This is a genomic window from Streptomyces sp. CA-181903, assembly GCF_050937075.1.
In the GTDB taxonomy this organism is placed as follows: Bacteria; Actinomycetota; Actinomycetes; order Streptomycetales; family Streptomycetaceae; genus Streptomyces.
The window spans coordinates 7,265,257-7,282,717 of record NZ_JBNJLY010000001.1 but is presented as its reverse complement, the minus strand read 5'-3'; the positions used below and the strand labels follow the sequence as shown (position 1 = coordinate 7,282,717).

Sequence of the window (17,461 nt, the reverse complement as noted above, 5' to 3'; positions counted from 1 at the left end):
AAGAAGGCGGCTAGGGCCGGGACGCCGTCCGGCCCGCCACGCCCTCGGACGAGGTGCGCGGGTGCGGGATCAGCGGATCGCTCTCGCCTCCCTGGAGGGTGACCGTGCGCGCGGGCGCCGGGATGCGGATGCCCTCGGCGCGGTAGCGCTGGTGCAGGCGCTTGATGAACTCGTGCTTGATGCGGTACTTGTCGCTGTACTCGCCGACCCCCAGGATCACGGTGAAACCGATCCGGGTGTCGCCGAAGGTGTGGAAGCGGACGGCCGGTTCGTGGTCGGGCACGGCCCCGTCGACGTCCCGCATCACGCTCGCGACGACCTCCTTGGTGACCTTTTCCACGTGCTCCAGGTCGCTGTCGTAGCCGACGCCCACCTGCACGGTGACGGTCAGCGGCTGCTCGGGCCGGCTGAAGTTGGTCATGTTGGTCCCGGCCAGGCGGGCGTTGGGGATGATGACCAGGTTGTTGGAGAGCTGCTCGACGACGGTGTTGCGCCAGTTGATGTCGACGACATAGCCCTCCTCACCGCTGCTGAGCCGGATGTAGTCGCCGGGCTGGACCGTCTTGGAGACCAGGATGTGCACACCGGCGAAGAGGTTGGCCAGCGTGTCCCGCATGGCCAGGGCGATGGCCAGACCGCCGACGCCGAGGGCGGTGAGCAGCGGTGCTATCGAGATGCCGAGGGTCTCCAGGACGACCAGGAAGCCCATCGCCAGGACCGTGATGCGCGTGATGTTGACGAATATCGTGGCCTGGCCGGCCACTCCGGAGCGGGACTGCGTCACCGTCCGGACCAGGCCGCTGATCACCCGCGCCGCGGTGAAGGTGGCGCTGAGCATCACCACCGCCACCAGCGTCTGGTTGACGGTGTGTCCCACCTGGTGGTTCAGCGGCAGGGCCGCGGCGCCCGCCGCCACACCGGCGGCCACCGCCGCGCAGGGGGCGAGGGTGCGCAGGATGTCGACGATGATGTCGTCACCGATCCAGCGCGTCCGCAGGGCCCGTTCGCCGAGCCACCGCAGGATCACCCGCAGCAGCCCGGCCGCCAGCAGCCCGGCGACCACCGCGATGCCCGCGGTGATCGCGTCGTGCAACGTCAGATCCCCGGTCACCGGTGCCCTCCGCGGTTCCCGGACCATGCGCCGGCGGCGCCCCGCGCCACCGGCAGTCCGCCACAGCCAACCGTCACTTCGTCCTACCTACCTGTCCGAAACGATCGCCAAAGCGCCAGGACACAGACACGACCCGGCACAAAACGCCATCCTGCACCACGGCCGGGACAGGTCCTGACCGGCCGTCAGGGCATAGCCGACGACAAGCCATCAAACCGGACGCGCCGATTCGGCCGGATTCCGGAAGGGCGGGCCGGAAGGCGGCCCGAAAGACGGCGGGCCCGGCCCGGGAGGGGTCCCGGGCCGGGCCTGCGGAAGTGCGGAGAGGAGGAAGAGGTCAGGAGCCGGCGGACTCGGCGGCGGCCCGCTGGGCGTCCCGCTCCTTGATCCGCTGCGCCTCCTTGCGGACCTCGGCCTGCGTGGCGCGCTCGCGCTCCAGCCACTCGGGCCGCTCCTGCTTCAGCGCCTCGATCTGCTCCGTGGTGAGCGCCTCGGTGACGCCGCCCCGGGCGAGGCCCGCGATGGAGACGCCGAGCTTCGCGGCGACCACCGGCCGGGGGTGCGGCCCGTCGCGCCGCAGGTCCCGCAGCCACTCCGGCGGGTCGGCCTGGAGCGCGTTCAGCTCCTGGCGGGAGACCACACCCTCCCGGAACGAGGCGGGGGTGGCTTCCAGGTACACCCCCAGCTTCTTCGCCGCGGTCGCGGGCTTCATCGTCTGGGCGGTTTTGTGCGTGGTCATGCGACCAAGGGTACGGGGCGATCGGCACGCTCCGTGACCGGTAACCTGGGCGGGTGACAGGCTCGCAAGACTCCCCCACGTTCCGGCTCGCCTACGTCCCGGGAGTGACACCCGACAAATGGGTGCGTATCTGGAACGACCGCCTGCCCGAGGTGCCGCTGACCCTGCTGTCGGTGCCCCCGCACGAGGCGCCCGGCGTGCTCCGCGCCGGCGGCGCCGACGCCGCGCTGCTCCGGCTCCCGGTGGACGGGACGGACCTCAGCGCCATCCCGCTGTACACCGAGACCACCGTGGTGATCGTCCCCAAGGACCACCTCCTGACGGCGGTGGACGAGGCGACGGTCGCCGACCTCGCCGACGACATCGTCCTGCACCCGCTGGACGACGCCCTGGGCTGGGAGCGGCTCCCGGGGCGGCCCGCGCTGGAGCGGCCCGCCACGACCGCGGACGCCGTCGAGCTGGTCGCGGCCGGCATCGGCGTCCTCGTCGTCCCGCAGTCCCTCGCCCGGCTGCACCACCGCAAGGACCTCACCTACCGGCCGCTGACCGACGCCCCGCAGTCGCGGGTAGCCCTGTCGTGGCCCGAGGAGCGGACCACGGAGCTCGTCGAGCACTTCATCGGCGTCGTCCGCGGCCGTACCGCCAACAGCACGCGCGGGCCCAAGCTCCCCGCGGCCCAGGAGCGCCGGACGGCCGGGGCGGGGGCCGCCGGCCGGAAGGGCGGCGGCGCGCCCCGGAAGGCCACCGGGCAGGGCGGCAAGAAGACCACCGGACAGGGCAACAAGAAGGGCGTCGGGAAGAACACCGCCAAGGGCGCCGGTAAGGGTGGAGCGCAGCGTTCCGCCGGCGGCCGGCGGCGCGGGGGCCGCTGACCGCCTCCGTCCGAAAGGCCCCGACCGAAAGGGCCCGTCCGGAAAGGCCCGTCCGAAAGGGCCCGCGTCCGAGGCGCCCCCGAAGGTTCACCCGCGCGGCACGGGCGGGGTGCCGGTCCCCCGCCCCCGGGCGAGACTCGGGGCAGAGCCCGGCGGCCGACCCCCGTCGGCGGACCCCGACCCGGAGGCGTGCGATGACCCGACCGTCCCCGGCGGCCCGCCGAGAAGCTTCCACGCCGGACAGCCGGGTCCCGGACCACCTGCTGCGGGTCGGCGACCTGGACCCGGGCGTCCTGCGGACCCTGCTGGACCGGGCGGAGGCCATGAAGCGGGAGCCGCTGGGGTGGGCGGACAGCCTGCGGGGCGGGGCCGTCGGGTGCGTCTTCGAGAAGCCGTCCACGCGGACGCGGGTGTCGCTGGTCGCCGCCGCCCAGCGGCTCGGCATGGCCGCCGTCGTGCTGAACCGGGACGAGCTCCAGCTCGGCCACGGCGAGACCGTCGCCGACACGGCCCGGGTCCTCTCGTCGTACCTCGACGCCGTCGCCGTGCGCACCTTCGAGCACCGCGTGGTGGAGCGGATGGCCGAGGTGTCCGTGGTGCCGGTCGTCAACGCGCTGAGCAACAGCCACCACCCGTGTCAGTCCCTCGCCGACCTGCTCGCCCTGCGGGAGCACTTCGGGACGCTGAAGGGGCTGCGGGCCGCCTTTGTCGGCGACGGCGGGAGCAACACCTGCAACTCCTTCCTCTCCGCCTGCGCCGCCACCGGCATGCACCTGACCATCGCCCGTCCCGCCGCGTACGGGACGGACCCCGCCCTGCTGGCCGAGGCTCGCGAGACGATGCGGCGCACGGGCGGGTCCGTCTCCGTGACCGAGGACCCGGAGGACGCCGTCCGGGGCGCGCACGCCGTCTACGCCGAGGTGTGGGTGCCCATGGACCGGCGCGACGAGGCCGACGAGCGCCGCCGGCGCCTGGCCCGCTACCGGGTGGACGACCGGCTCCTGGCCCACGCGCCCGGCGACGCGGTGGTGCTGCACTGCCTGCCCGCCGTCCGCGGCGAGGAGATCACCTCGGACGTCCTGGACGGCCCGCGCTGCCTGGCCTGGCAGCAGGCCGCCAACCGCCTCCCCACCGCCCAGGCGGTGCTCCACACCCTGATCACCGCGGCCCGCCTGCGGACGGCTTGACCGGAGAAGGGACAGGGCCGGGCCGGGACGGCCAGAATGGCCGCATGGACGCCGCGTACATCGAGGAGTTCGGGCCGGCGGAGGCCATCCGCTTCGGAGAGCTGCCCGCGCCGCGCCCCCGCCCGGGCGAGGTGCTGGTGGAGGTGACGGCGACGACCGCCAACCATGTGGACACCTTCGTCCGCTCCGGCGCCGTGCGCACGCCGGTGGAGTTCCCCTTCGTGGTCGGCCGCGACCTGGTCGGCCGGGTGGCGGGCCCGGGCACCGCCCGGTTCCCGGCGGGCACCCCGGTGTGGTGCGACAGCATGGGCCACGGCGGCCGGCAGGGCGCGGCGGCGGAGCTGGCGGCGGTGCCCGCCGAGCGGCTCCACCAGCTGCCGCCCGGGGTGGACCCGCGGCTCGCGGTGACGCTGCTGCATCCGGTGGCCACAGCCTACCTGGGCCTGGTCACGCACGGCGGGCTGCGGCCGGGACGGACGGTGGCGGTGGTGGGCGCGGCGGGCAACGTCGGGTCGGCGATGGTGGCCGTGGCCGCCGCGACGGGGGCGCGGGTCGTGGCCGTCGCCCGGGCCGCCGACGCGGCCCGCTGCCGCGCGCTGGGCGCCGAAGTGGTGCTGGACCGGGCGGAGGCGGCGGCCGGCGGGCTGGCGCGGGCGTGCCCCGGCGGCGTCGACGTGTACGCCGACGCGGCGGGGGCCAACGACGTGCCCGCCGCGGTGGAGACGCTGGCGCCGCGCGGCCGGCTGGTGTTGCTGGCGGGTCTGGCGAGCCGGCCGGTGCTGCCCGTCGGGCCGCTCTACGTGGCGGACCGCTCGGTCGTGGGCTTCGCCATCACCAACGCCACGGTGGCCGAACTCGCGGCGGCGGCCGAGTGTGTGAACGCCGTGCTGTCCGCCGGCCGGTTGCGCCCCCGGGAGGTCGTCGGGATGCCGTTGAGCGCGACCGCCGAGGCGCACCGGATGCTGGAGTCGGGCCGGCTGCGCGGCCGCCGGGTGGTGCTGGACGTCGGGTGAGGTGCCGGTGGTGCTGGGCGCCCGGTGAGGTGCCGGTGGTGCTGGGCGCCCGGTGAGGTGCCGGTCGTGCTGAACGTCCAATGCGGTGCCGGTGGTGCTGAACGTCCAGCGTGGTGCCGGTGGTGCTGAACGTCCGGTGAGGAGCCGGTGGCGTTCAACGTCCAGCACGGTGCCGGAAACGCTGAACGTCCAGTGGTGTGCGAGTGGTTCCGAACGCCCGGTGAGGTACGAGCCCTCTCACGGGCGGAGGGAGTGCCGTGGCGCCTCGAACAGGCGGGTGAGCAGTGGTCGGAGGACGCGCAGGCCGCCCGGGGTGAGGACGGACTCGGCGTGGAACTGTACGCCGGCGAAGTGCGGGCCGCGCAGGGCGTGTACCTCGCCCGTGGCGGGGTCCCGGCAGACGTCCACCCGGCCGGTGCCCGGGAGGTCCAGCCGGCCGGCGGGGCTGTGGAGGGCGTAGCTGTTGTAGAAGCCGACGTGCTCGCGGCGGCCGAAGAGGTCGATCTCCTTCCGTACGCCTTGGTGCGGCGCGGGGCGGCGGCGCGGGACGAGTCCCAGGCGGTGGCCGAGGATCTGGTGGCTGAGGCAGACGGCCAGGAAGGGCCGGCGGGCCGCGAGGAGGCGGCCGGTCAGCCGGTGGAGGCGGGCGATCCGGGCGTCGGCGAGGTCGCGGGGGTCGCCGGGGCCGGGTCCGGTGACGACGAGGTCGTGACCGGTGAGGTCCGGGAGACGGGCCGGGTGGTCGTGGCGGCGGACGGTCACCAGGGCGCCCTCGGCGCGCAGTTGGTGCGCGATCATCGCGGTGAAGCCGTCCTCGGCGTCGATCACCAGGATCCGGCGGCCCGCCAGGAAGCCGCCGTCCCGGGGGACTTGGCCGGGGCCGTGGAGCCAGAAGCGGGCGAGGCCGGCGTTCCGGGCGCGGAGGGCGGAGCGGACGGCGGGGTGCCGGGCCAGGGTGGTCGCGTCGCCGGGCGGTGGGGCCGCGAGCAGGCCGCGGGCCTTGGCCCGGGTCTCGGCGGCCTCGGCCGCCGGGTCGGAGTCGCGGACGACGGTGGCGCCCACGCCGATGGCCAGTCGGCCGCGCGGGTCGACGTCGGCGGTGCGGATGAGGATGGCCGAGTCCAGGGTGCGGCCGCCGTGGCCGTCGCGGCCGATGAGGGCGATCACGCCGCTGTAGTAGCCGCGGCCGTGCGGTTCGTGGCGGCTGATGACGCGGGCGGCGCTCTCCAGCGGGCTGCCGGTGACGGTGGGGGCGAACAGGGTGGCGCGCAGGATGTCGCGGACGTCGCGGTCGGTGCGGCCCTCGATGAGGTATTCGGTGTGGGCGAGGCGGGCCATCTCCTTCAGGAAGGGGCCGCGGACCCGGATCCCGCGGTCGCAGACGGCCGCCATCATCTTCAGTTCCTCGTCGAGGACCATGAACAGCTCGTAGGTCTCCTTGGGGTCGGCCAGGAAGTCCAGGACGCCGGCGAGAGTGGGTCCGGTGCCGGGGTGGCGGTAGGTGCCGCTGATGGGGTTCATCACGGCGGTCCCGGCGTGCAGGGTGACGTGGCGTTCGGGGCTGGCGCCGACCAGGGTGCGGCCGGGCGTGTGGACGAGGAACGTCCAGTGGACGCCCGACTCGCAGACCAGCAGGCGGCGGAAGAAGGCGGTGGCGGTGGCCGGGGACCAGTCGGTGACGTCGGCGAGGAAGCGGCGTTTGAGGACGAAGTTGGCGCCGGCGCCGGCGGCGATCTCCTCGTTCACGAGGGTGCGGACGAGCCGCGCGTAGGCGTCGTCGTCGAGGTCGAAGTGCCCGCCCGTCAGGCGCGGTGGTGCGTCCGGGACGCGGGCGAGGAGGGCGCGGCGTCCGATGGCGGCCTGTTCGCGCACGGTGAGGGCGAGCAGGGGCGTGCCGTCGTCGGGGGCGGCCAGGCCGCGTTCGGCCAGTTGCCGGTAGGGCAGGACGGCGAGGACGTCGGCGCCGGCCGGGCCGTGGGCGGTGGCGGGCAGCGGGAGGTCGGCGACGCGCCGGGGGTGGTGAGGGTGCCGGTCAGGACGTCGATCCGGTCTCCGCCGGTGGTGGCGGGGCGGTAGAGGAGGGCGAAGGGCGGCGGGTCGGGGGCCAGGACGCGGTCGAGGAGCGCGGCGCCGTCCGTCATGACGGCCGCCCTTCCACCGCCGGGTGCGGCGGTGCCGCTCCGGCCGCCCTCGCCGGCGGGACGGACGGGGCCGGTTCGCCCCAGGCGGTCAGGACCTCCAGCGCCTGTTCCGGTGTGAGCCGGGGGTCGCAGAGGGTGGTGGAGACCTCGCCGGCGCGGTCGGCCTCCCGCGCGTCGCGTACGCACTCGGTGACGCGGTCGGGGGTGGTCTCCAGGTGGACGCCGCCCGGGAAGGCACCGGCCTCGGCCAGTACGGCCCGGAAGGCGCGGATCTCGCGCTGGAGCGTACGGACGTACCGGGTCTTGTGCCCCCGCGGGGTGATCACGGTGTTGCCGTGCATGGGGTCGGTGAGCCAGACGACCGGGTGGCCGGCGGCGCGGACCGCGCGGACCAGGGCGGGCAGCCGCCCGGCCACGAGCTCGGCACCCATCCGTACGATCAGCGTCAGCCGCCCGGGCCGGCGCTCGGGGTCCAACGCCCGGCAGAGCGCGAGGAGTTCGCCGGTGCCGATGTCCGGACCGATCTTGACCGCCACCGGGTTGACCACCTCGGCCAGCAGCCGTATGTGCGGGCCGTCCGCCTGCCGGGTGCGCTCCCCGATCCAGGGCCAGTGCGTCGAGGACAGCAGCAGTCCGCCGTCCCCGGTCCGGCGCAGCAAGGGCAGTTCGTAGTCGAGCAGCAGCGCCTCGTGGCTGGTGAACACGGGCTGTTCGATCCTGGTGGGGTCGTCCCGGCCGGGGTGGCCGAGGTGACTCGTGATGTCGACGGCCGCCATGTAGGCGGTGACCAGGCGCAGGGGGTCGGGGCGGCGTTCCTCGGGGGTGGGGGCCGGGCCGTTGACGATGTGGCCGCGGTAGACGGGCAGGACGAGCCCGCCGACGCGTTCGGTCGGCCGGGAGCGCGGCTTGGCGAACTGGCCCGCGATGCGGCCCACGCGCAGGACCGGCCGGCCGCCGGCCAGTTTCACGGCTCCGGCGAGCAGGTCGAGGACGGCGGTCTTGCGGGCCACGTGGGCGGCCGTGCACTCGTCGGGGTCCTCGGCGCAGTCGCCCGCCTGGACCACCTCGGCCTCGCCGGCGGCGACGCGCGCCAGCCGGGCGTGGAGGGCGCGCACGCCGTCCTCGGCGACCAGCCCCGGCCGTCCGGCCAGGGTCTCGCGGACGCGCCGGACCTGGTCGGGGTCGTCCCACCGCGGCTGCTGGCGGGCGGTGTCCAGGGGCAGGGAGAGCAGTGGTTCACCGGTCACGCCGGCTCCGTCGGTCGGGCCGGCCGGTTCGTGGGCGGCGGGGCGGGTGGAGGGAAGGGATGCACCTCTCCAGCCTGGACCGGCCGTGGGGGCGCACCCAGCGGCGGCGGGGCCGGTTCGTCAGGTCGGGCGGAGTCTGTCAGCTGCCGGTCGGGGCCGGATCGCCTGCCGCGGGCGGCGGGGCCGCGCCGGGCGGTAGGGCCCCGCCGGGCGGCGGCCCGGACCGGCGGCGTGTCCGGACCGGCGGGCGGGCGGCACATCCGGGCCGGCGGCGACGCGTTCGGGCCGGCCGGCGGTTCCGTCCGGCCGGCAGACGGCCCGTCCGGGCCGGCCCGGCGGGCGAAGCATTCCGGACCGGCCGGCGGCGCTGACCGGCTCGGCGGAGGACGTCCGGCGGCGGCGCGCCGCCATCCCGGCATCCCGACATGCGCGACCAGCGCGACAGTTCAGCCACCGAGTCAGCCCCTCGGGACCTCCGCCACGCGGAACCGGTTCCCCAGCGGGTCGGCCACCAGGGCGGTCGCTCCTCGCGCCGCGGCGGAGGGCCCGGCGACGACGGACCCGCCCAGTTCGCTGACGCGGGCGAGCGCGCCGTCCAGCGTGGTGACGCCGAACGTGACCTCCCAGTGCGCCGGGCCGGGCTCCGGGAACGCGTCCTCGGCCGGTCCGGCGCCGGCCACCGCGTGGCCGTCGGGGTCGAGGAGCGTGCGGTGGACGCCGTCGCCGTCCCGGGTCCAGGGGCGGCCGAAGACCGCGGTGTGGAAGGCGGTGGCGGTGGACGGTTCCGGGGTGACGCACTGGTGCCACACCGCCGCCCCGGGCACGCCGCCGATCCGGGCCCCGAAGTAGTCGCCTTCCTCCCAGATCCCGAAGGCCGCGCCGGTGGGGTCGGCGGCGACGGCGAACCTGCCGTGCGAGCCGATCACTTGGACGGGCACCGGCAGGGTGCCGCCGTGCCGGGTGACCCGCCGGGCCGCGGTGTCGGCGTCGCGGGCGGCGAGGCAGACCAGCCAGCCGTCGGGGTTGCCGGGAGCGGCGGTGCGGCGGGGGCCGATGTCGGCGACCGGCCGGCCGTCGAGGGCGGCGGTGAGGTAGTGGTCGAACTCCGCGCCCTGGTCGTGGAGTTCCCAGCCGAACAGCCCCCGGTAGAACGCGGCGGTTGCGACGGGGTCGTCGACGCGGATCTCCACCCAGCACGGCGTCCCGTGCGGCCAGGGCGTGTCGCGCGGTGTCATGCCGGCTCCTCGTGGTCCCGCCCGCGCCGGGCGCGTCAGGGCGGCGATCAGGTTCAGATGTCGAGGCCGAAGGTCCGGAGGCGTTCGTCGCTGACCATGGTGATGCGCGGTTCCGGTTCCAGGCCGCGGCGCAGGGCCCCGGCGATCTGGAGGGTGCGCAGGGTCTGGTACTCGATGGCGCCGAGGTTGTCGTCGGTGACGTTGCGCGGCTCGTGGCGGGAGATGGTGCCGGTGCCGTAGGGGGCGCCGTTGCCGGGGCGGTGGAGGACGGCGGCGGCCGAGCCGTTGGGCACGATGACGGCGCCCCAGTGGCAGATCGCGTTGTGCAGGGCGAGGATGGCCGCCTGCTGGCCGGCGTGCGGCATGGATCCGGAGGCGAAGGCGGAGACGGCCTTGTCCATCAGCCGGCCGGGGATGGCGACGGGCCCCGTGTGGTCGATGAAGTGGAGGATCTGCGGGGCGGGCAGGCCGTAGTGGACCGGGGTGCCGATCATGATGGCGTCGGCCCAGAGGAGGTCGTCGAGGGTCGCCTCGGGGACGTCGGCGGTGGCCTCGGCCAGCTCCTGGTAGGCCTTCCTGTCGAGGATCATGGGGTCGGGGAGTTCGGCGACCTTGCGGACGCGCACGTCGGCGCCCGCCGAGGCCGCGGTCTCCGCGGCCTTTTCGACGAGCTGATAGGTGTTCCCGCTGCGGGAGTGGAAGAGGATGGTGATGGTGGTCAAGAGGTTCGCTCCTCGTGGACCGGCGCCGTGACGGCGGTGTGGGGCCGCCCGGTGGGACCCCGGTGGGAGCGGGCCGCGGACGGCGCGGAATCCATCGTGCCGCCCGGGCGGTGCCGCCGCCCACCGCCCGGCCGCCCGATCTGTCAGGTCGGCGGACGGCCGTGGCGGCGCGGAGCTGACAGACATCGCGGCCGGCGGCTGTCCGGCGCAGGCCGGGCGCTGCTGTACTCGGCGGCATGACCGGTCCTCACGACGACGCCCGTCCCCCCGTCTCGCCGGCCGACCTTCCGCGGGTGTTCGCGGCGGCCTTCAACGCGCGGGACACCACCGCGCTCGACGCGCTGTTCGAGCCGGAGGCCCTGCATGTGCGCCGGCCCGGGGAGGCGGTGGCGGGCGCGCGGCGGCGCGCCGCGCTGCCGGAGGTGGTGCGGCGGCGGATCCCGATCGCCGTGTCGCTGCGGCAGGTCTACGTGGCCGGCGACACCGCCCTGCTGATCAACGACTATGTGCACGAAGGGCCGGGCCCGGACGGCGGACACGTCCGCGTCGAGGGCACGGCCACCGACGTGGCGCGGCGGGGTCCGGACGGGCGCTGGCGGTATCTGATCTCGAACCCGTCGGGTACGGACTGACGGCCGCGCCCGGCACCGGGCGTCCCCGCGCCCCCGCCACCGCCTCAGTCGAAGGACATCGGGGCCGAGGTGGTGGGGGCGGCCTTCACGGGGAGCCGGTCCAGCTTGATGCCGAACCACTTCTCGTAGGTCTCCAGCAGCTCCCGGGCATCGGTCACCTGCCGCTTCTCGCGCCGGTCCCCGTCGACCAGCGTGAACCGGTCCTCTTTGAGGGTGACCCGTCCGGTCTCGGTCGGCATGGAGCAGAACAGGTTCTGGAGGAACGGGGAGTCGGGCGCGGTGCGGTACCACCACAGCGTCGGCCCGAAGTCGGCGACCGTGCACGGGGTGTCGTAGACGCGGTAGAGGGCCGTGCCGTCGAGGAGGACGTCGATGCCGCCGTCGTCGGCGCTCCGGACGCGGTAGGTGCCGTGCGGGTCGGCCTGTTCGGCGTCGGTCTCCAGGGACAGCGGGTACCGGCTGTTGCGGCCGAAGCCGACGTCGACGAGGACGTCGTGGCCCTCGGCGCGCACCTTGAGGGTCAGGTGGCAGAGGGGCGGGGTGAGTTCGCCCTTGATCCAGACGCGGCCCGGCATGATCGAGACTTCGTAGCCGAGGCTCCGCAGCAGCAGCGCCAGCGCCGGGTTGACCTCGTAGCAGCCGCCGCCGCGGCGCCGGCCGACGATCTTGTCGACGACCCGTTCGTCCATGTGGATGTCCTCGCCCAGGTGGTAGCCGAGGTTCTCGAACGGTACCGAGAGCAGGTGGCGTTCCTGGAGCCGGCGAAGGGCGTCGAGGGTGGCGCCGGGCGGGCGCGGGGCGGAGATGCGGTCCAGGTACGCGGTCACCGTGGTGTCATCGAGCACGCTGACGGTCCCCTTTCTGGTCTGCTGTCCGGTCGTCGGAACGGGCGCCCGCCGGCTGCGCCGCGCGAGCGCCGGCCCCTTGCGCCGCGCCCGCCTCCCCGGCCAGGCGCGGGAAGAGGGCGGCGGCGTTGCCGTGTTCGAGCAGTGCCAGCTCGTCGGCGTCGAGGCCGCCGTGTTCCACGATGTGGCGGCCGTTGCCCTCGCCGAACGACGCGGGCATGAACGGGAAGTCGGTGCCGACCAGCATCCGGTCGGGGCGCGCGAAGGCGCGTACCGCCGGGAAGGCGTGCCGGTCGCCGACCATGGCGGTGTCCACGTAGAGGCTTTGGAGCAGACCGATCGGGTCGGCGGGCAGCCGCGGCCCGAGATCGGCGCTGACGAGGGGGCCGAGGGTGAGCCGGGTGGCGTGGTAGGCGAGACCGCCGCCGCCGTGCGAGAGGATGATCCGCAGGCCGGGGTGGCGTTCCGGGGTGCGGTGGTAGAGGAGTTGGGCGGCCAGCCGTACGGTCTCGAACGTGAACTCGCAGAGGGAGAGCGGCAGTCCGAAGGTGGGCTGCCCGCGGGCCGGGGGCGCGGTCGGGTGGACGAACAGGGGGGTGCCGCGCCGGGCGGCCTCGGCGTGGAAGGCGTCCAGGCGGGGGTCGCCGACGTACACGCCGGCGTAGTGGGTGACGAGGGAGACGCCGTCGAGGCGCAGGACGTCCAGCGCGTACGCCATTTCCGTGAGGGCGGCGTCGACGTCGGGCAGCGGCAGCACGGCGAAGGCGCCGAACCGGTCGGGGTGGCCGGCGACGAGGCCGGCGAGGTGTTCGTTGACGCGGCGGGCGAGCCGGGCGCCGGTGGCGGTGTCGACGGCGGGGACGCCCGGCCAGACGTTGAGGACGGCCGCCCGGACGCCCTGCCGGTCCATGGTCTCCAGGGCGGTGTCGACGGTCCAGGCCGGCGGGTCGACGCCCGGCAGGACGGTGGAGGAGCCGAGTCGCGCCAACTCCCGGGCGTACCAGGCGGGGAGGGTGTGGTGGTGGACGTCGATGGCGCCGGACCACGGCGTTCCGGCGGTGCCCGGCGTGCTCGTCCCCATGGCGGATCCTTCGCTTCGACGGCTCGGCACGTCGCAGCGACCGTACGGTCCGCCGCCGTGGGCCGTCGACGGGCGGCGGCGGGAGTCTGTCACCTCCCCGCCCGCCCCGGGCCGGGGCGGGCGGACACCTGACGAATCCCCGTGCGGGTGCGTTGCCGCGGGCTCCCGGGCGCCCCGAGGCTGTCCGGTATGACGGCAGGGAACCGCGCGACCGCGGACGACGGCACCGCTCCCCTCTTCGAGATCAGCACCGGCGTTCTCGTCCCGGCGCCCCCGGAGGCCGTGTACGCGGCGGTCAGCGATCTCCCCGGCTGCCACCGGTGGAGCGCGGAGTGCGTGGGCGGGGAGTGGGAGGGCGGGCCGGCCGGCGCGGTGGGCACGGTGTTCGCCGGCCGCAACCGGCGCGCGGCCGACGTGGTGGCCTGGGCGCCGGTGGTGCGCGGCGAGTGGACGACGCGGGCCGAGGTGGTGGTGGCCGAGCCGGGCCGCCGGTTCGCGTGGGCGATGCTGGACAGCGCCGGCCGGGTCCAGGACAGCGTCTGGGGCTACACCCTCGCGCCCGCCCCGGGCGGCGCCACCCGGCTCACCCACCACTTCCGGATGGGGGCGCCCACGGAAGGCATCCGCGGGATCACCGCCGGCATGGACGAGGCGGACCGGAAGCGGTTCTTCACCGAGTGGGGGGCCAAGCTGGAGCGGGACATGGCCGCGACGGCGGCGCGGCTGAAGCGCGCCCTGGAACCCCGCTGACCGGCACCTCCGCGGACATCTCCGGAATCGGAATCGAGGCCGACGCCATGCTGCTGCAGCGCATAGGGAACCGGGGCATCCGGCTGGGCTCGCTGTTCGAGCGGGCCGCCGCCCGGTACCCGTCGAACGTCCTGCTCCTCGACCACGACCTCGACATCGCCCCGGAGCGGGGACGGACCCTGCCCCTGCCCGAAGTCGCCGACCTGGTCGACGACTTCGCGGCCCGGCTGTGGCGGGCGGGGGTGCGGCCGGAGGACCACGTGGTGGTCCGCAAGAGCGACGCGTTCGACATCTTCCTGCTGGCCGTCGCCGTGGCGCGGATCGGCGGGGTGCCGGTCCTGCTCTCCCCCGGGCTGGACGGCCCGACGGTGGCGGCGCTGCTGCGCCGGGTCGACCGTCCGGTGCTGGTCACGGACGCCGCCACGCTGACCGGGGTGCTGCCCGACGCGGTGTTCGGGCTCACCTCCCGGGTGCTGCTGGCCGCGGGCCGGGACGCCCGCGCGCCGTCGCTCGCCGAGTGGGCGGGCGCGCCGCGGGTGCCGGAGGTGCCGGTGCCCCCGGACCGGCCCGCGCTGGTCACCCACACCTCGGGCACCACCGGTGCGCCCAAGCTGGCCGTGCACACCGGCCACAGCCTGCAGGCCCGTTACCGGCCGCAGGCCGCGGCCACGGCGCTGATGCGGCGGCGGGAGCCGGTGGCGATCCATGTCTCGTTCGTCCACTCGCGGCTGGTCACCGCCCTGGCCCTGGCGCTGCTGCGCGGCTTCCCGGTGGCCGTCCTGGCGGACGCCGACCCGGAGCGGGTGGCCGGCCTCTTCGCCCGGCTGCGCCCGGCCGTCCTCGAAGCGCACCCGAACACGTATCTGAGCTGGGAGCGGCTGGCCGGCGACCCGCGGCGGCCGCTGGCCAACGTCAAGCTGTTCAGCAGCACGTTCGACGCGCTGCACCCGCGCACGGTGCGGACGCTCGTCGGCGCGTCCGGCCGCCGGTTCCCGCGCTTCGGCCAGATCTACGGGCAGAGCGAGGTCGGCCCGACCGTCGCCCGCGCCTACGGCAGGCGCCGCTCCCCCGACGCGGACGGGCGCTGCGTGGGCGTCCCGTTCCCGGGCATGACCGGGGTGCGCGTGGTGAGCCGGGACGGGCGGCGGCCCACCGCGTCCTCGCCCGGCTGGATCGAGGTCAGCAGCGACGGGCGGATCCGCACCTATCTGGGCGAGCCGGAGCGGTTCACGCGGCAGAGCGACGACGGGTGGTGGCGGATGGGCGACCTCGGCTACCGCACCCGCTGGGGCTGTCTGCACCTGACGGACCGGGAGGTGGACGAGATACCGGGCTTCGGCAGCACGCTGACGGTGGAGGACCGGCTGCTGTCCCGGCTGCCCGAGCTGGCCGAGGTGGTGATCCTCCCGCTGGCCGGGGGGCCGCCGCTGCCGGTGGTGTGCACGCACGGGGACCGGCCGCTCGACGAGGCGGCGTGGCGGGCGGCGGCGGCCGGGCTGCCGCCGATGGCCGCTCCCGTCCGGTGGTCGCAGGCGGACCTGCCCAGGACGGCGACCACGAAGGTCAAACGCCTGGAGCTGGCCGCCCGGTTGACGGACGGGAGCGGCGAGGACGGCGACGACGGCCCGGGCGCGGGCCGGGACGGGGAGCGGGCATGACGGCCGTGGTGGTGGTCGCGGGCGGCGGCATCGGCGGGCTGGCCGCGGCGCTCGCCGTCGCCCGCCGGGGCCACCACGTGGTGGTCTGCGAGCGGGAGGCCGCCTTCTCCGAGCTCGGCGCGGGCGTCCAGCTCGCCCCCAACGGCCTGCGCGCCCTGGCCCGGCTGGGGCTGGCGGAGGCCGTCGCGCGGCTCGCCGTGCCGGTGCCGGAGCTGCGGTTCATGGACGGCGTCACCGGCGAGCACGTGGTGAGCATGCCCCTGGACGAGCGCTACCGGGCCCGGTTCGGCGCCCCGTACGTGGTGGTGCACCGCGGCGAGCTGCACCGGGCGCTGCTCACGGCCTGCCGCGCCGAGCGGCGGGTGGAGCTGCGCGCCTCGCACCCGGTCGCCGGCTACGAGCACACGGATGCCGGGGTGCGGGTACTGCTGCGGGGAGCCCGGCATCTGGTGGCGGACGCCCTGGTGGGCGCCGACGGGCTGCGTTCCGCCGTGCGCGAGCGGATGCTCGGCGACGGCCCGCCGCGTAGCGCGGGCATCACGGTCTACCGGACGGTCGTCCCCATGGAGCGGGTGCCCGCCCGGCTGCGGCGGCGGGCGGTGACCTGGTGGGCCGGTCCCGGCCGGCACTTCGTGCACTACCCGATCGCCGGCGGCCGGTACCTCAACCTGGCGCCCAGCGCGGAGAACGCGCCGCCCGAGCCGTTCTCCGGACGGCCCGTCACCGCCGCGTCGGTGCTGGAGGAGTTCACCGGGCTGTGCGAGGCGGCCCGGCGGCTGCTGGAACTGGGCACCGGCTGGAAGTCCTGGGTGCTGGTCGACCGGGAACCGGTACGGCGGTGGACCGACGGGCGCGTGGCCCTGCTCGGCGACGCGGCGCACCCGACGCTGCACTACGCGGCGCAGGGCGCCTGCCAGGCCCTGGAGGACGCGGTGGCCCTCGGCACGGCGCTGGACCGTCCCGCCGGCGGGTTCGCGGCGGGGCTGGCCGAGTACGCCGCGGCCCGCCGCGACCGCACGGCGCGGGTGCACCGGCTGGCGCGGGACAGCGTCGCCCTGTGGCACGCGGCGGGGGCGGCGGCCGACGTGCGCAACGCGGCCCTGGCCGCCATGTCGGCGTCCGACCTGTACGACTACGTGTCCTGGCTGCACGGCCCGGAGGCCGGCAGCGGCGGGGCGGCCGGTACCGGCGGGGGACGTACACCCTGGGCGGCTTCCTCCCGGCCGCGCCGGCCGCCGACGGAGGAAGCACGCCCGGAGGAGCCGGAGAAGCCGGCGGAGACGACACCGCCGGCCCCTCCGGGACGTACACTCTGGCCGGTTACCTGGAACTCCCCTGAGCAACCGGCCGGACGGACGGGCCGGGCGCCGCCCGCCGCGGTGCCGGTCCGTCCGGCGTACGCGGTACCGAAGTACCGGCGTACCGAAGTACCTGAGTGCCGACGGCTACCCGCCGCTTCCCCAGGAGCCCACGCGCAGGACCTCCTTCAGCAGCACGTCCCGGAAGGACGGCACACCCTCGGTGGTGAACACGCCGATGACCGTGCGCACATGGAGGTCCTCGGCCGCCAGCCGCAGGAGGGCGTCGGCGAGGTCGATGCGCGACGTGTAGAGGCCGGGTGCCTCCGGGGTGGCGAAGTGGTAGTCGGTGCGGGTGTCCGTGTCGTAGAGGGCCGACGGCCGCACGATCGTCCAGTCGAGGTCGGTGGCGCGGACCGTGCGCTCCATGCGGATCATGTCGGTGTAGAGCTGCCGGCCGAGGGTGCGCAGGGCCGGGTAGAGGATCCTGCGGTAGGTGAAGCGCTCCTTGGGGGGCCGCTCCCCCGAACCGGCCGGGGCGCGCACGGCGAGCAGCCGGGAGGAGACGCAGACGAGGCGTTTGACGCCGTGGGCGGCCATCGCGTCGGTGATGTGGGTGATGCCCCGGGAGAGCACGGTGACGGGCTGCCGCCCGTAGGGGACGCCGAGGATGGAGACGACCGCGTCCTGACCGGTGACCGTCGCGTCGACGCCGTCCCGGTCGAAGACGTCCGTGCCGCGCACGTGCAGCCTGGGGCCGGCCAGGGGGAATCCGTCGGGACGCCGTACGGCGGCGGTCACGGTGTGGCCTTCGGCGAGGGCCTGCCGGGTGAGGTGCCGGCCGGTCGCGCTGTTGGCGCCGAATACAGCGATCTTCATGGGCTCTCCGTCCCGAAGCTGGGGTCTCCGTCTCGAAGCGGTCCGCGGCCC

14 protein-coding genes and 2 pseudogenes are annotated in these 17,461 nt (G+C 75.5%); 7 read left to right on the top strand and 9 right to left on the bottom strand.

The genetic code is table 11. The features are described 5' to 3' along the window. Positions 1-10: 10 nt before the first annotated feature. Positions 11-1,111, bottom strand: a complete 1,101-nt coding sequence (locus ACQEVS_RS32285) for a mechanosensitive ion channel family protein (RefSeq protein WP_433026866.1) — start codon at positions 1,109-1,111, stop codon at positions 11-13. Between the two features lie 337 nt (positions 1,112-1,448). After that, entirely contained in the window at positions 1,449-1,850 is a 402-nt protein-coding gene (locus tag ACQEVS_RS32280; RefSeq protein WP_433026863.1) for a DUF5997 family protein, read from the bottom strand. A gap of 53 nt (positions 1,851-1,903) precedes the next feature. Here ACQEVS_RS32280 and ACQEVS_RS32275 point away from each other — a divergent pair, with 53 nt between their 5' ends. The 3 genes from ACQEVS_RS32275 (at position 1,904) to ACQEVS_RS32265 (ending at position 4,922) form a co-directional block, all read left to right on the top strand. After that, the gene (locus ACQEVS_RS32275) at positions 1,904-2,722 is read left to right on the top strand and encodes a LysR family substrate-binding domain-containing protein (protein WP_433026861.1); all 819 of its coding nucleotides are present in this window, start codon (positions 1,904-1,906) and stop codon (positions 2,720-2,722) included. A gap of 194 nt (positions 2,723-2,916) precedes the next feature. Then, positions 2,917-3,909, top strand: a complete 993-nt coding sequence (argF, locus tag ACQEVS_RS32270; RefSeq protein ID WP_433026858.1) for an ornithine carbamoyltransferase — start codon at positions 2,917-2,919, stop codon at positions 3,907-3,909. Between the two features lie 44 nt (positions 3,910-3,953). After that, positions 3,954-4,922, top strand: coding sequence for a zinc-binding dehydrogenase (locus tag ACQEVS_RS32265; RefSeq protein WP_433026855.1), 969 nt, complete (start codon positions 3,954-3,956; stop codon positions 4,920-4,922). Positions 4,923-5,159: 237 nt separating this feature from the next. Here the strand turns inward: ACQEVS_RS32265 and ACQEVS_RS32260 are convergent. From ACQEVS_RS32260 to ACQEVS_RS32245, 4 genes and pseudogenes are all read right to left on the bottom strand, one after another. Next, positions 5,160-7,063, bottom strand: a pseudogene (locus tag ACQEVS_RS32260) (anthranilate synthase family protein). Next, entirely contained in the window at positions 7,060-8,310 is a 1,251-nt protein-coding gene (locus ACQEVS_RS32255; protein WP_433026852.1) for a 3-deoxy-7-phosphoheptulonate synthase, read from the bottom strand. Before ACQEVS_RS32255 ends, ACQEVS_RS32260 begins: the two are co-directional and overlap by 4 nt. A gap of 458 nt (positions 8,311-8,768) precedes the next feature. Then, positions 8,769-9,545 carry a VOC family protein gene (locus ACQEVS_RS32250; protein ID WP_433026847.1) on the bottom strand — a complete coding sequence of 259 codons (777 nt, stop codon included), beginning with the start codon at positions 9,543-9,545 and terminating at the stop codon, positions 8,769-8,771. Between the two features lie 53 nt (positions 9,546-9,598). Next, a complete protein-coding gene (locus ACQEVS_RS32245; RefSeq protein WP_433026844.1) occupies positions 9,599-10,267 on the bottom strand; it encodes a flavodoxin family protein in 669 nt (222 codons plus the stop codon). A gap of 236 nt (positions 10,268-10,503) precedes the next feature. Between ACQEVS_RS32245 and ACQEVS_RS32240 the strand changes: the two genes are divergently transcribed. Beyond that, the gene (locus tag ACQEVS_RS32240; RefSeq protein ID WP_433026841.1) at positions 10,504-10,899 is read left to right on the top strand and encodes a YybH family protein; all 396 of its coding nucleotides are present in this window, start codon (positions 10,504-10,506) and stop codon (positions 10,897-10,899) included. 44 nt (positions 10,900-10,943) lie between these two features. Here ACQEVS_RS32240 and ACQEVS_RS32235 read toward each other — a convergent pair whose 3' ends face one another. Further along, a complete protein-coding gene (locus ACQEVS_RS32235) occupies positions 10,944-11,744 on the bottom strand; it encodes an arylamine N-acetyltransferase family protein (protein ID WP_433026838.1) in 801 nt (266 codons plus the stop codon). Then, entirely contained in the window at positions 11,734-12,825 is a 1,092-nt protein-coding gene (locus tag ACQEVS_RS32230; RefSeq protein WP_433026835.1) for an amidohydrolase family protein, read from the bottom strand. The genes ACQEVS_RS32235 and ACQEVS_RS32230 overlap by 11 nt, the downstream gene beginning before the upstream one ends. A 189-nt stretch (positions 12,826-13,014) precedes the next feature. Here ACQEVS_RS32230 and ACQEVS_RS32225 point away from each other — a divergent pair, with 189 nt between their 5' ends. The 3 genes and pseudogenes from ACQEVS_RS32225 to ACQEVS_RS32215 form a co-directional block, all read left to right on the top strand. Continuing rightward, complete coding sequence (locus tag ACQEVS_RS32225; RefSeq protein WP_433026832.1) at positions 13,015-13,575, top strand: SRPBCC family protein; 561 nt, start codon at positions 13,015-13,017, stop codon at positions 13,573-13,575. A 47-nt stretch (positions 13,576-13,622) separates the two neighbouring features. Beyond that, positions 13,623-15,233, top strand: coding sequence for a class I adenylate-forming enzyme family protein (locus ACQEVS_RS32220; RefSeq protein WP_433026829.1), 1,611 nt, complete (start codon positions 13,623-13,625; stop codon positions 15,231-15,233). Then, positions 15,230-16,255 (top strand): annotated as a pseudogene (locus ACQEVS_RS32215) (FAD-dependent monooxygenase); the annotation flags it as partial. The gene ACQEVS_RS32220 and the pseudogene ACQEVS_RS32215, both read left to right, overlap by 4 nt. Positions 16,256-16,678: 423 nt before the next feature. Here the strand turns inward: ACQEVS_RS32215 and ACQEVS_RS32210 are convergent. Continuing rightward, a complete protein-coding gene (locus tag ACQEVS_RS32210) occupies positions 16,679-17,410 on the bottom strand; it encodes an NAD(P)-dependent oxidoreductase (RefSeq protein ID WP_433028132.1) in 732 nt (243 codons plus the stop codon). Positions 17,411-17,461: the final 51 nt, after the last annotated feature.